The sequence below is a fragment of the Xanthomonas bonasiae genome (genome assembly GCF_014836395.1).
GTDB lineage: Bacteria > Pseudomonadota > Gammaproteobacteria > Xanthomonadales > Xanthomonadaceae > Xanthomonas_A > Xanthomonas_A bonasiae.
Map to the genome: position 1 here is coordinate 287816 of NZ_JACSQX010000003.1, position 12347 is coordinate 300162.

The following is a 12347-nucleotide window of genomic DNA, read 5'->3' on the forward strand; positions in this document are numbered from 1 at the left end:
TTGCCGCCGGGGAATGCCGGCATTCGCCGTGGAACGGCCATTCTAGCCGCCGTCCCGCAGGTCGCGGCGACGCCACCCAGGACCCGCCGCAACGCCCGGCCCAGTGAACCTTGCACGCCGCGAACCGATCCCGCCCGGCTCGCGCTGCCCGCCTGCGCGCGCACCGCAAGCATCGGCGCCACGAGCGCGATGCGCGGAGGGACTAGAGGCGCCCTGCCCGGCACGGCTCGCCCGGGCCAAGCGCGCGAGCGCATCCCGATTGCACGCCCGCCCGGCGCGTCGCACAATCGGCGCACATTGAACGCAGGGGGCGTCATGGAAGACCGTCATCGCGCCGGCACAGGCCGCGCGCGCCGCAGCACACCCGAACCTTTCTGGGCGCGCACCCGCGCCATCGCGCTGTATCCGCTGCGCGGCGGCGCGCTGTTCGCCCTGATCGCGCTGACCCTGTGCCGCCTGCTGGGAATGCTGCCGGGCATCGGCTGGATCATCGGCATCGCCACCACGCTGGCGATCTACAAATACGCCTTCGAGATCCTGCGGCATACCGCCGACGGACACATGGATGCGCCCGAACGCGGCTTCGACATCGGCGATGGGGTGGTGCTGCGGCTGCTGGCGCTGATGATCGTGCTCGGCGCGGCGGTCGCCGCCGCGGCGCTGCTCGCCGGCCCGGTCGTCGGCCTGCTGATGCTGCTGGCGGTGGTGCTGCTGCAGCCCGGCTTCCTGATCTCGCTGGCCATCGACGGCAGCCTGCGCCGCGCCCTGAATCCGGCCGTGTCGATCGGCCTGGCGCTGCGCATCGGCTGGCCGTACCTGGCCGCGTTCGGCCTGCTGTTCGTGATCCAGGCCAGCGCGCTGACCGCGGCCAGATGGCTGCAGCACTACCTGCCGCCGCTGGCCAGCGACCTGGCGATCGGCGTGGTGACGATCTGGGGCCTGTTCGCCGCCTTCCACCTGATGGGCTATCTGGTCTACCAGTACCACGAAGTGCTGGGCTACGAACCGGCCGCCGGCAACGACGATGCGTATCGCCTCCACGATCCGGACCAGCGCGTGCTCGACGAAGCCGAACAGTTCGTGCGCGACGGGCATGCGCCCGAGGCGCTGCAGTTGCTGCGCGGCGAATTGCGCACGCGCGCGGTGAGCCTGGCGGTGCACGAGCTGTACCAGCGCCTGCTGCGCACCGGCGGGCGCGCCGACGAGCGCCGCGACCACACCCGCCAGTACATCAATCGCCTGCTGCAGGAAAAGCAGGAGCGGCGCGCACTGGCGCTGCTGCGCGAGGCCCTCGACGCCGATCCCGACTTCGTCCCGCTGCTGCCGGAACAGGCTTCGCTGCTGGCCGAGCGCGCGCAGCTGGCCGGGCAGTTCAAGCTCTCGCTCGACGGCCTGCTCGCCGCGCTGCGCGCCTGGCCCAAGGCGGCGGAATTCGGCGCCTGGTCGCTGAGCGCGGCGCTGTTGCTGGCCGAGCGTTTCGGCGACGACGCGCAGGCGCGCGCGCTGCTGCAGGACGCGCTCGCGCGCTGCGAGGACGAGGCGCAACGCGGCAAGCTGCAGGCGGCGCTGAAGGCGCTGACCATCGCGCCGGCCTAGCAGCGGCGCACGACCGGGCGGCTATGCCGCCGCCAACGGCACTCACGCGTTGGCGAGCAGGAACCGCGCCTTGTCCGCCTGCGGCAGATCCGGGTAGCGCTCGATCACCGCGAGCAGCAGGCGGTGCCATTCGGCAGCGGCCTGTCGCTCGCCGTGGCCCAGCGCGAGCCGGAACCAGTGCTGCGCCTGTTCGGCGCGCGGCACCGCCGCGGCATCCTGCGCCAGCAGCGCTTCGGCATCGTGCAGCCGGCCCAGCGCCAGCCAGCGATCGAACAGCAGCGCACGCGTCGCCGCATCCACGGCGATGGCGCCGGCAGTGCAGTCGCCGAGCAACGCCGCCTGCGCTTGCGCTTCCTGCGCGGTGGTCGCCGGCAGGCGCAGCAGTTCGATCGCGCGCGCCTGCGCGGCACGCGCATCGCCGGCATTGCGTGCGACCCGGTAGCGCGCCTGCGCCACGTCGAAGCGGCGTGGCTGCTCGGCGGCGAGTTCGTCGAGCAGGAACGCGGCCTCGCGGTTCTCCAGCCGCCCAAGATGCCGTTGCGCGCGCTCCCAGCGGTCGTCCACGGCGGCCACGGCGGCGTCGCGCATGAACGCCTCGCGGGTCTGCCGCATCGCCACCAGCGCCGCGCCGAGCAGCGCGCCGACGACCAGGCCGCCGGCATGCGCATCGAAGCCGATCCCGGCATCGCCGTTGGCCAGCAGGTTGTACAGCTCCCAGCCAAGCCACAGCGGCAGCAACGCGATCGCCGGCCCGCGCACGTAGTCGAACACCACCGCGAACCAGTAGAAGAAGCGCACCGGCCGCCGCCCCCAGACCACGCAGAACGCGCCCATCAGCGCGGCGATGGCACCGGACGCGCCCAGCCCGCCACCGGCCTCGCCCCAACGCCACCACAGGCTGACCGCGCTGGACCCGAACGCGCCGAGCAGGTAGACCAGCAGGAACCGCCAGCGCCCGATCGCCCCTTCCAGCAAGGTGCCGAGCACGACCAGGAACAGCATGTTGCCGAACAGGTGCAACGCGTCGGCATGCAGGAACGCCGCGGACAGCATCCGCGCCGGCGACCATTCGGAGCTTCGCTGGAGATGGCGCAAGGTGAACACGCGATCCAGCAACGCGTCGTAGCGGGCGCGCAACGGCGTCCACGCCTGCCACGCCGCCGCATCCTCGAACGCCGCGCCGCTGCGCAACGCCTGTACGAAGCGTACGTCGCTGACCGTCGCGGCGCCGACGAACTGCGCCTGCTCCGTCGGCGGCATGCGCTCGAACTCGGCCAGCGCTTCCTTGCTTCCGCTGCGCTGCAGGTAGCGCGCATAGGCCGGCGCTTCGTGGGCGCCGAGCCCGGAATCGAGGTAATAGCGTTGCGCCTGCTGCAGCGGCACGGTGTCCTGGCGCTGCCAGCCGAAGTAGATCGCCGCGTTGAGCAGCACCAGCAGCAGCGTGACCAGCGGAAAATTCTCCCGCGACAGCGGCTTGTGCAACGGCAGGATCAGCATCGAACAACGTCCGTGTGGATGGCCGCGCCAGCTTCGGCCATCGCCCGCGCGTGCGCAAGGCGCACGTACGGGCTAGCATCGTGCCCCGCTCCACCGCAGTCCCGACCCCGATGAGCCGCTGGCGCCCCCCTGCCGAAAAGAGCACCGCCCTGATCACCGCCGAAGGCCACGCCCGGCTCAAGGCCGAGCTGGAAGAACTGTGGCGGGTGCGCCGACCGGAGGTGGTCAAGGCGCTGGCCGCGGCCGCGGCCGAGGGCGACCGCTCGGAGAACGCCGAGTACACCTACCGCAAGAAGCAGCTGGGCGAGATCGACCGCCGCGTGCGCTACCTGAGCAAGCGCCTGGAAGCGCTGCGCGTGGTGGACACCGCGCCGTCCGATCCGCAGGCGGTGTTCTTCGGCGCCGTGGTCGAACTGGAGGACGCCGACAGCGGCGAGCTGCTGCGCTACCGCATCGTTGGCCCGGACGAGACCGATGCCGGCCGCGGCTGGATCAGCATCGACTCGCCGCTGGCGCGGGCGCTGCTGAAGAAGCGCATCGACGACGAGATCGAGGCGCAGCTGCCTGGCGGCCGCCACAGCTTCGTGGTGGTGTCGGTGGACTACGCCGCGCGCTGAGCGCCGCGCCGTCCTCACCGGGGCGCGCCGGCACGGCCGGCGGCCTCGCTCACAGCACCCGCAGGTCCAACGCGCGCGGCTGCGCAGTGCCAGCCGGCAACGCCTCGCCGAACAGGTCGTGCTCGTCGCTGTCGGTGATCTCCACGTCGACCAGATCGCCCGGCTGCAGGCCGCGCTCGGCGCCGTTCTGGATGTGCACCAGGCCGTCGATTTCCGGCGCATCGGCCTTCGAGCGCGCCACCGCGATGCCGTCCTCGAGCAGATCGACCAGGCACTGCTGCACGCTGCCGATCTTGGCTTCCAGGCGCGCCGCGGAGATGCCGGCCTGGCGGGCCATGAAGCGCGCCAGCCGCTCCTGCTTGACCTCTTCCGGTACCGGATCGGGCAGCGCGTTGGCGCTGGCGCCCTCGACCGGCGAATAGGCGAACGCGCCGACGCGGTCGAGCTGGGCGGCGTCGAGAAACTCCAGCAATTGCTCGAACTCGGCCTCGGTCTCGCCTGGGAAGCCGACGATGAAGGTCGAGCGCAAGGTGATGTCCGGACACAGCGCGCGCCAGCGCTGCACCCGCTCCAGGGTCCGCTCGACCGCGCCCGGCCGCTTCATCAGCCGCAGGATGCGCGGGCTGGCATGCTGGAACGGGATGTCCAGGTACGGCAGCAGCTTGCCCTCGGCCATCAGCGGGATCACCTCGTCCACGTGCGGGTACGGATACACGTAGTGCAGCCGCGTCCACACGCCCAGTTCCGACAACCCCTCGCATAGCGCCTTCATCCGCGTCTGGTAGCGGCGGCCGCGCCATTCGCGCTCGGCGTATTTCAGGTCCACGCCGTAGGCCGAGGTGTCCTGCGACACCACCAGCAGCTCGCGCACCCCGCCCTTGACCAGCCGCTCGGCCTCGCGCAGCACCTCGTCGACCGGGCGCGAATCCAGGTCGCCGCGCATCGAGGGAATGATGCAGAAACTGCAGCGGTGATTGCAGCCCTCGGAGATCTTCAGGTACGCGTAGTGGCGCGGGGTCAGCTTGACCCCGACGCCGTCCTCGTCGCGCACGCCGTGGCGCCCGCGCGGCAGCAGGTCCACGAACGGGTCGTGGCGCGGCGGCAACGCCGCATGCACCGCTTCCATCACGCTCTGGTAGTCCTGGGGACCGGACACCGCCAGCACGTCCGGGTAGGCCGCGCGGATCTGCTCCGAGCGCTTGCCCAGGCAACCGGTGACGATGACCTTGCCGTTCTCGGCCATGGCCTCGCCGATCGCCTCCATCGATTCGGCCACCGCCGAGTCGATGAAGCCGCAGGTATTGACCACCACCACGTCGGCCGCATCGTAGCTGGGCACGATCGCGTAACCCTCCACGCGCAGTTGGGTGAGGATGCGTTCGGAGTCGACCAGCGCCTTCGGGCAGCCGAGGCTGACGAAGCCGACTTTGGGGTTCGCGAGGGACATTGGAGGGCCTGGGTCCAAGGGGCCTGGGAGAAAAACCGCGCGGATTATACCGGGCAGGAGCCGCCACGCGGCCGGATTGCGCGACGGGCACGCAAGCCGCCGCGCATGGCACACCCCATCCCAATCGCGTTGACAGCCGCCTAGCCGCCGGCATGGATAATCCTCGCCTCTCTCTCCGCCACAGGAACGCACCATGGGCCACTGGACTACCCTCGATACCCCGCACGGCCAGGTCTCCGCCTGGCACGCCGTGCCGGAAGGCGCTCCGCGCGGCGGCCTGGTGCTGATCCAGGAGATCTTCGGCGTCACCGCCTACATCCGCGAGGTCGCCGACTATTACGCCGCGCAAGGCTACGAAGTGCTGGCGCCGGGCCTGTTCGATCCGGTGGAGAAGGACATGCAGCTGAACTACGACCAGGACGGCGTGCAAAAGGGCCTGGAACTGGTCGGCGCGCTCGGCTTCGACAAGGCGCTGGACATCGTGCAGGCCGCGGCGCAGGCGCTGACGCCGGCCGGCAAGGTCGGCACTGTCGGCTACTGCTGGGGCGGCAGCGTCGCGCTGCTGGCCGCGCTGCGGCTGGGCCTGCCGTCGGTGAGCTACTACGGCGGGCGCAACACCCAGTTCCTCGACGAGACGCCGAAGGCGCCGGTGCTGTTCCACTTCGGCGCGCAGGACAGCAGCATTCCGCCGGACTCGGTGCAGCAGCATCGCGAGAAATTGCCGCAGATGCAGACCTACGTGTATCCGGCCGGGCACGGCTTCGACCGCCATGTCGACCCGAACCACTACGAAGCCGACAGCTCCGAAAGCGCGCGCCAACGCAGCCTCGCGTTCCTCGCCGAACACCTGCGCTGAGCCGCGCCCATGGCCGATTTCGCACTCGACCCGCGGCTGCAGGCCGACAGCGCGTTCGTCGCCGACGGCCCGCTGTCGCAGGTGCGACTGATGGACGACGCGCGCTTCCCATGGCTGTTGCTGGTGCCGCGCGTGGCCGGCGCCAGCGAATGGATCGACCTGGACGGCGCCCAGCAGCGCCTGCTGCTGGCCGAGATCAACCAGCTCTCGCAGCTGCTGCGCGGCGAGCCGGGCGTGCACAAACTCAACATCGGCGCTCTGGGCAATATCGTGCGCCAATTGCACGTGCACCTGGTCGGGCGCCACGAAGGCGACGCGGCCTGGCCCGGGCCGGTATGGGGCAGCGGCACGGCGCAGCGGCTGGACGCCGATGTCCTGCAGACCCGTGTTGCGACGTGGCGGCAACGGCTACGATAGGCGCCCTTTTAGCGGAAGCCGCGTCTCCATGAAATCCAATGTGATCGCCGCCATCGTGCTGATCGTGATCGGCCTGGTGTTCCTGGCCAACAACCTGGGCTGGACCAATCTCAGCCTGGGCCGGCTGATCGCCACCTGGTGGCCGGCGATCCTGGTCGCGGTCGGCGTGGGCATGCTGTTCGGGCGCGGCAAGTAGTAGATGCCAGGATTGGGGATTCGGGATTGGGGATTCGGTCCGGCGATCTCCATCCTCCTGACTGCCGGCCGCCGCTGCGCGGCGGCCGGCACGCCGCCTCAACGGCGGACGTTGACCACCTGGGTACCGGCGATCAGGTCGTGCAGGCAGCGCTTGTCCTTGCGGAAGATGAACAGCGCATCCACCAGCGCATAGAAGTTGCCTACGATCGGCACCAACGCCAGCAGTTGGGTCGGCAGGTAGCGCAGCGCGATCAGCCGCCACAGCGGCGGTTGCCCGCCCTCCAGATCGGCGATACGGATCCACAGCAGCTTCTTGCCCCAGGTCTGCCCGGTCTTGGCCAGCGGATAGCCCTGCACCACCAGGAACACCACGAACGACAGCACCGCGTATCCGGCCATGGTCAGCCACGGCATCGGCTCGCCACCGCGCGCCGCGTCCATGACCCTTCCGAAATAGCCGGTGAGCGCGGCCAGCGGCAAAAAGGTCGCCAGCGAAATCACGCCGTCGATCAGCGCCGCGCCGAAGCGCTCGCCGCGACCGGCCAGCACCTCGGTGCCGTCCAGCGCCAGCGGCGCCAACGGCAGCGGCGCCTCGGGCGCCTGGTAGGGATTGGGATCGTTCATTGCGCGCTCCTTGTGCTGTTGGGAAAACTCAGGTCTTGGGCAGGGTCACGCCGGTCTGGCCCTGGTACTTGCCGCCGCGGTCCTTGTAGCTGGTCTCGCAGACGTCGTCGGCATCGGACTGGAAGAACAGCATCTGCGCCACGCCTTCGTTGGCGTAGATGCGCGCCGGCAGCGGCGTGGTGTTGCTGAATTCCAGGGTGACGTGCCCTTCCCACTCCGGCTCCAGCGGCGTGACATTGACGATGATGCCGCAGCGCGCGTAAGTGCTCTTGCCCAGGCACACCACCAGCGTGTCGCGCGGGATGCGGAAGAATTCCACCGTGCGCGCCAGGGCGAAGCTGTTGGGCGGGATGATGCATTCGTCGGCCTCGATGTCCACGAAGCTCTTCGGATCGAAGCGCTTGGGATCGACGATGGTCGAGTTGATGTTGGTGAACACCTTGAACTCGCGCGAGCAGCGCACGTCGTAGCCGTAGCTGGAGGTGCCGTAGCTGACGATACGCTCGCCGTTGAGCTGCTTCACCTGGCCCGGCTCGTAGGGCGCGATCATGCCGTGCTGCTCGGACATGCGGCGGATCCAGCGGTCGCTCTTGATGCTCATACGTCTTCCTGATGCCTGTGGCGGCAGGCCGGAACCTGCCCGCCGGGAGCGCGGCCGACGCCGGAGCGGGCCGCAGTGACCGGCGATTCTAGCCGGTCGCGGCGCGTTCGCGGCGGCCGCGGCGGCGCTCAGAGCAGCGAGGCGGCGATCGGGATCGAGGCGCGCGGCCGCTTGCGCAGTTCCTCGGTCAGGCGCTGCGCGGTCGCCAGATAGGCCAGCGCCGCGGCCGAGTCCGGGGCCGCGGCGACGATCGGGGTGCCGGCGTCGCCCTGCTCGCGGATCGCGATCGCCAGCGGCAGCGAACCCAGCAGCGGCACGCCGTACTGCTGCGCCATGCGCTGGCCGCCGCCTTCGCCGAACAGGTGCTCGACATGGCCGCACTGCGTGCAGGTATGCACCGCCATGTTCTCGACGATGCCCAGCACCCGCACCTCGACCTTCTCGAACATCTTCAGCGCTTTCTTCGCATCCAGCGTGGCGATGTCCTGCGGCGTGGTCACGATCACCGCGCCGGCGACCGGGATCTTCTGCGCCAGGGTCAGCTGGATGTCGCCGGTGCCCGGCGGCAGGTCGATCAGCAGGTAGTCCAGGTCGTCCCACAGCGTATCGGTGAACAGCTGGGTCAGCGCCGAGGTGGCCATCGGCCCGCGCCAGATCATCGGCGTGTCCTGGTCCACCAGCAGGCCGATCGACATCGCCTCGATGCCGAACGCGCGCATGGGTTCGATCGACTTGTTGTCGGGGCTGTCCGGGCGGCCGCTCAGGCCGAGCATGGCCGGCACGCTGGGGCCATACACATCGGCATCCAGCACCCCGACCCGCGCGCCCTGGCGCTGCAGCGCCAGCGCCAGGTTCACCGCGGTGGTGGATTTGCCCACCCCGCCCTTGCCGGAACCGATGGCGATGACGTTGCGGACCCGCGGCAGCGGCGCGAGGTTGGGCTGGACGGCGTGGGCGGGAATGCGGGGACGGTCGGTCATGGGAAAACTCGCGGAGGTGATGCCGGCCTGCGCGCAGTGCGCTGCAGCTGGCGAAAAGAAAGGAAGGGTGACACAGGGCGGGCGTCTTGCGTATCGGGCCGGACGCCGCGCGCGATCGCCGCGGCCGGTCGCGCGCGCCGCGCATTTGCGCGCTCGAACCCGCGATCGCCGCGCGCACGGGGCAATGCAACCGCCGCCGCCTCATTCGCTGTGCCCGCTCGTGGCAGCGATCAAGAACGCATCCATGGCAGCGGCGCGACTCGCCATCGCCATCCATTCCCCATTATGGCGAAACGCCTCACCGCATTGGTGCATGCCGCGCGTGCCGATGATCGGGTTCGCAGCGATGCCCTTCCGCGCACAGACCCGACTTTTCAGGCTTTCTGAAACGCGCCAAAAACACCCCGAACCCCATTCATCTACCTGTCTCGTCCAGGCCCCGAATTGGTGCAAAGCAGCGTGAGCGATGCCGCACGCGACACCTACAGCCACATTTGCCGGGCGTTTGCCGCCCGATCGCTGCAGATGCAACTGCTAGCACCAAAACGTGACGGACCTGTACAAACCGCGTTAAGTTCGTGTTACGTTTGGGTCGCTCGCATGGATGCGACCCCAATTCAAGGCATATGCCGTGGCACGACGCCACCCGCCTTTTCTTTATTGATTTCCGGGGATAGAGAGAAATGACTGCTCGTCAGACACGTAGTTTCAAGCACAGCCGCCTGAGCGCGGCGCTGGTGACCGCCATGGTCGTGCCGGCCGCGTTCAGCGCCTTCGCGCAGGACAGCACGGACACCAAGGCCACCGATCTGGAGCGGGTTACCGTTACCGGCTCGCTGATCCCGCAGAGCGAGATCGAGACCGCCACGCCGGTCACCACCATCACCGCCGAAGACATCAAGGCCCGTGGCTTCAGCTCGGTGGCCGATGTGCTGCAGAAGAGCTCGTTCGCGACCGGCGGCGTGCAGGGCGGACAGAGCTCAAACACCTTCACCCAGGGCGCGAAGACGGTCAGCCTGTTCGGCCTGCCGCCGGGCTACGTGAAGTACCTGATCGACGGCCGACCGATGTCGAACTACCCGGCGCTGTACAACGGCAGCGACACCTTCAACAACATCAGCGGCATTCCGATCGATCTGGTCGACCGCATCGAGATCCTGCCGGGCGGCCAGTCGTCGCTGTACGGCTCCGACGCGATCGCCGGCGTGATCAACGTCATCCTCAAGAAGAAGATGGACGGCGCGGTGTTCAGCATCCGCGGCGGCGGCTACTCCGAAGGCGGCGGCAGCAACTTCCGCGCCACCTTCGCCGACGGCTGGACCTCCGCCGATGGCCGCACCTCCATCCTGGGCGGCGTGCAGTACGAAGAAAAGGATCCAATCTGGGCTTACCAGCGCGACAGGACCAAGCAGTACAACACGCAAGGCTACTCGCCGCAGCTGGTCGGCCGCGACTTCTTGGTCTATAGCCCGTTCACCAGTTACAAATTCCTGGACCCGGCCAACTGCGGCAATGTGACCGGCCTGTTCGGCGGCACCACGGCGTTGCAGCGCCGGGTCGGTTTCGGTGATGAATACTACTGCGGCTCACCGGACAAGCCCGGCTACCGCACTCTGAGCAACAGCCTGAAATCGGGGCAGGCCTATGTGCACGGCACCTTCGACGTCAACGACAAAGTCCAGCTCTACGGCGACGTGCTCTACAGCCACGAAGAGACCAAATATCACTCCGGTGCTGACCTGATCTGGTGGGGCACCAATGCTGATTTTGGCTATTACTACGACCCCAATCTTGACGATCTGGTCAACCTGCAGCGCAACTTCGCGCCGGAGGAAATGGGCGTCAACGGCATCAAGGACACGATGTCGCGTGACAAGAGCGAATCGGTTCGCGTCACCTTCGGCGCCCAGGGCACGCTCGGCCAGTCGAACTGGGATTACGATGCCGGCGTGACCTATACGCAGTACAAGCTGGAAGAGCGCAATTTCGTCCGCTTCAAGAACCCGATCGACCAGTTCTTCATCGACAGGGTGCTGGGCCCGCAGCAGGGACTCGACCCCATCTACAACGCGTATCCGGTGTACACCCCGGATTACGCCGCGTTCTATCAGCCCATCTCGCAGCAGGATTTCGCGAGCTTCACCGGGCACGCGACGAACAAGAGCAAGACCTCCGACGGCATGATCCGTCTGCAGGCGACCAATGCAAAGCTATTCGCTCTTCCCGGCGGCGATGCCGGCCTGGCCATCGTCGGCGAGTACGGCAAGCAGAAGTGGGACTACAACCCGGACGCCAACCTGCTCAACGGCTCTATCTGGGGCCTGAGTTCGGTCGCCGGCGGCGGCGATCGCGACCGCTATGCATTGACCTCGGAACTGCGCATGCCGGTGTTTGAGCCCCTGACCATCACCCTGGCCGGCCGTTACGATGCGTTCAAGGCCAGCGGCCGCACCATCGACAAGCCGACCTACAGCGTCGCGCTGGAGTACCGCCCGTTCGAGTCGCTGCTGCTGCGCGGCAAATACGGCACCGCGTTCCGCGCACCGACGCTGTCCGACCTGTACCAGGGCCAGAGCGGCTACTACAACACCGTTGTCGATTACTACCAGTGCGCACAACGCGGTTTCCTGCCGGGCAACACCGAAAACTGCCCCGCCGCATATTCCAACCGTCAGTTCCAGGGCACCCAGTCCGGTAGCCTGGACTTGAAGCCGATCAACGCCGACGTGTGGAGTGTTGGCCTGGTGTGGTCGCCGGTGGACCGCATGGCGTTGACCGTCGACTACCTGAACTGGGACATCAGCGACGAAGTCACCCAGCAGAGCGCCGATGGCCTGAGCTTGCAGGACTACCGTTGCCGCGCCGGCATCGACGACATCAACTCCGCGCTGTGCACCGCGACCGAGGCGCAAGTCACCCGCAACCAGGCTGGCCAGATCACCGGCATCTACACCCCGAAGATCAACGTCTCCAACCAGAAGCTGGAAGCGCTGACCGCCTCGTTCCGTTACGGCTACGATTTCGGCCGTTGGGGCGACCTCAGCACCGTGACCAGCTACACCGGCAACATTCGCCACAAGTACACGCGATACGCAGGCGATACGGCGGTGGACCTGCTCACCAATCCGTACTGGAGCACCGACCCGAAGCGCAAGGCGGACACCGCGCTGACCTGGGAGATCGGCGACTTCTCGACTACCTGGTACGCCAGTTGGTTCGACAAGACCCCGAACTACGCGTCCACGCTTGATCCCAAGGGCTATGCCGCACAGCGCGCCGGCAAGCTGCCGTCGTACATCACTCACAACGCCAGCATCACCTACAAGGCGTTCGAGGGGATGGAGCTCTCGCTGATGGTGACAAACGTATTCAACAAGATGCCGCCGCTCGACTCGTCGTATCCCGGCAGCGCAAGCTGGGCATACAACGACTACAACTTCGACGTGTACGGCCGCGCGTACTACCTGGAAATGCGTTACGCGTTCGGCAAGTAATCGAGCCTCAAGCGACACCA

At 68.0% G+C, this 12347-nt stretch carries 11 protein-coding genes; 6 read left to right on the forward strand and 5 right to left on the reverse strand.

Going from position 1 to position 12347, the window contains the following annotated elements; genetic code table 11:
- The first annotated feature begins 315 nt into the window (after nucleotides 1-315).
- Nucleotides 316-1596, forward strand: a complete 1281-nt coding sequence (locus tag H9658_RS06210) for a hypothetical protein (RefSeq protein WP_191824732.1) — start codon at nucleotides 316-318, stop codon at nucleotides 1594-1596.
- A 42-nt stretch (nucleotides 1597-1638) separates the two neighbouring features.
- Here H9658_RS06210 and H9658_RS06215 read toward each other — a convergent pair whose 3' ends face one another.
- The gene (locus H9658_RS06215) at nucleotides 1639-3093 is read right to left on the reverse strand and encodes a rhomboid family intramembrane serine protease (protein WP_191824733.1); all 1455 of its coding nucleotides are present in this window, start codon (nucleotides 3091-3093) and stop codon (nucleotides 1639-1641) included.
- Between the two features lie 110 nt (nucleotides 3094-3203).
- Here H9658_RS06215 and greB point away from each other — a divergent pair, with 110 nt between their 5' ends.
- Entirely contained in the window at nucleotides 3204-3710 is a 507-nt protein-coding gene (greB, locus tag H9658_RS06220) for a transcription elongation factor GreB (RefSeq protein WP_145700821.1), read from the forward strand.
- Between the two features lie 49 nt (nucleotides 3711-3759).
- Here the strand turns inward: greB and rimO are convergent, their stop codons facing one another.
- A complete protein-coding gene (rimO, locus tag H9658_RS06225) occupies nucleotides 3760-5157 on the reverse strand; it encodes a 30S ribosomal protein S12 methylthiotransferase RimO (RefSeq protein ID WP_191824734.1) in 1398 nt (465 codons plus the stop codon).
- 193 nt (nucleotides 5158-5350) lie between these two features.
- Here rimO and H9658_RS06230 point away from each other — a divergent pair, with 193 nt between their 5' ends.
- Genes H9658_RS06230 through H9658_RS06240 form a run of 3 tightly spaced genes read left to right on the forward strand, consistent with a single transcriptional unit; the run spans nucleotide 5351 to nucleotide 6626 of the window.
- Nucleotides 5351-6013: a dienelactone hydrolase family protein gene (locus H9658_RS06230; RefSeq protein WP_179563818.1), complete on the forward strand. Its 663-nt coding sequence runs from the start codon at nucleotides 5351-5353 to the stop codon at nucleotides 6011-6013.
- Between the two features lie 9 nt (nucleotides 6014-6022).
- Nucleotides 6023-6430, forward strand: a complete 408-nt coding sequence (locus tag H9658_RS06235; RefSeq protein WP_179563817.1) for an HIT domain-containing protein — start codon at nucleotides 6023-6025, stop codon at nucleotides 6428-6430.
- Nucleotides 6431-6458: 28 nt separating this feature from the next.
- The gene (locus H9658_RS06240; protein ID WP_003467495.1) at nucleotides 6459-6626 is read left to right on the forward strand and encodes a LiaI-LiaF-like domain-containing protein; all 168 of its coding nucleotides are present in this window, start codon (nucleotides 6459-6461) and stop codon (nucleotides 6624-6626) included.
- A 98-nt stretch (nucleotides 6627-6724) separates the two neighbouring features.
- Here H9658_RS06240 and H9658_RS06245 read toward each other — a convergent pair whose 3' ends face one another.
- The 3 genes from H9658_RS06245 to apbC form a co-directional block, all read right to left on the reverse strand.
- On the reverse strand, nucleotides 6725-7252 hold the full coding sequence (locus tag H9658_RS06245) for an RDD family protein (RefSeq protein WP_191824735.1): 528 nt from the start codon (nucleotides 7250-7252) through the stop codon (nucleotides 6725-6727).
- Nucleotides 7253-7280: 28 nt separating this feature from the next.
- Nucleotides 7281-7853, reverse strand: coding sequence for a dCTP deaminase (gene dcd / locus H9658_RS06250; protein ID WP_179563815.1), 573 nt, complete (start codon nucleotides 7851-7853; stop codon nucleotides 7281-7283).
- A 128-nt stretch (nucleotides 7854-7981) separates the two neighbouring features.
- Nucleotides 7982-8833: an iron-sulfur cluster carrier protein ApbC gene (apbC, locus tag H9658_RS06255; protein ID WP_191824736.1), complete on the reverse strand. Its 852-nt coding sequence runs from the start codon at nucleotides 8831-8833 to the stop codon at nucleotides 7982-7984.
- 746 nt (nucleotides 8834-9579) lie between these two features.
- Between apbC and H9658_RS06260 the strand changes: the two genes are divergently transcribed.
- Nucleotides 9580-12327 carry a TonB-dependent receptor plug domain-containing protein gene (locus tag H9658_RS06260; RefSeq protein WP_191824844.1) on the forward strand — a complete coding sequence of 916 codons (2748 nt, stop codon included), beginning with the start codon at nucleotides 9580-9582 and terminating at the stop codon, nucleotides 12325-12327.
- Nucleotides 12328-12347: the final 20 nt, after the last annotated feature.

Bases quoted from the DNA above. Each gene is read 5' to 3' on its own strand.
- H9658_RS06235 (WP_179563817.1), top strand. From the start codon at position 6,023: ATGGCCGATTTCGCACTCGACCCGCGGCTGCAGGCCGACAGCGCGTTC.
- rimO (WP_191824734.1), bottom strand. From the start codon at position 5,157: ATGTCCCTCGCGAACCCCAAAGTCGGCTTCGTCAGCCTCGGCTGCCCG.
- apbC (WP_191824736.1), bottom strand. From the start codon at position 8,833: ATGACCGACCGTCCCCGCATTCCCGCCCACGCCGTCCAGCCCAACCTC.
- greB (WP_145700821.1), top strand. From the start codon at position 3,204: ATGAGCCGCTGGCGCCCCCCTGCCGAAAAGAGCACCGCCCTGATCACC.
- H9658_RS06245 (WP_191824735.1), bottom strand. From the start codon at position 7,252: ATGAACGATCCCAATCCCTACCAGGCGCCCGAGGCGCCGCTGCCGTTG.
- dcd (WP_179563815.1), bottom strand. From the start codon at position 7,853: ATGAGCATCAAGAGCGACCGCTGGATCCGCCGCATGTCCGAGCAGCAC.
- H9658_RS06210 (WP_191824732.1), top strand. From the start codon at position 316: ATGGAAGACCGTCATCGCGCCGGCACAGGCCGCGCGCGCCGCAGCACA.
- H9658_RS06215 (WP_191824733.1), bottom strand. From the start codon at position 3,093: ATGCTGATCCTGCCGTTGCACAAGCCGCTGTCGCGGGAGAATTTTCCG.
- H9658_RS06260 (WP_191824844.1), top strand. From the start codon at position 9,580: ATGGTCGTGCCGGCCGCGTTCAGCGCCTTCGCGCAGGACAGCACGGAC.
- H9658_RS06240 (WP_003467495.1), top strand. From the start codon at position 6,459: ATGAAATCCAATGTGATCGCCGCCATCGTGCTGATCGTGATCGGCCTG.
- H9658_RS06230 (WP_179563818.1), top strand. From the start codon at position 5,351: ATGGGCCACTGGACTACCCTCGATACCCCGCACGGCCAGGTCTCCGCC.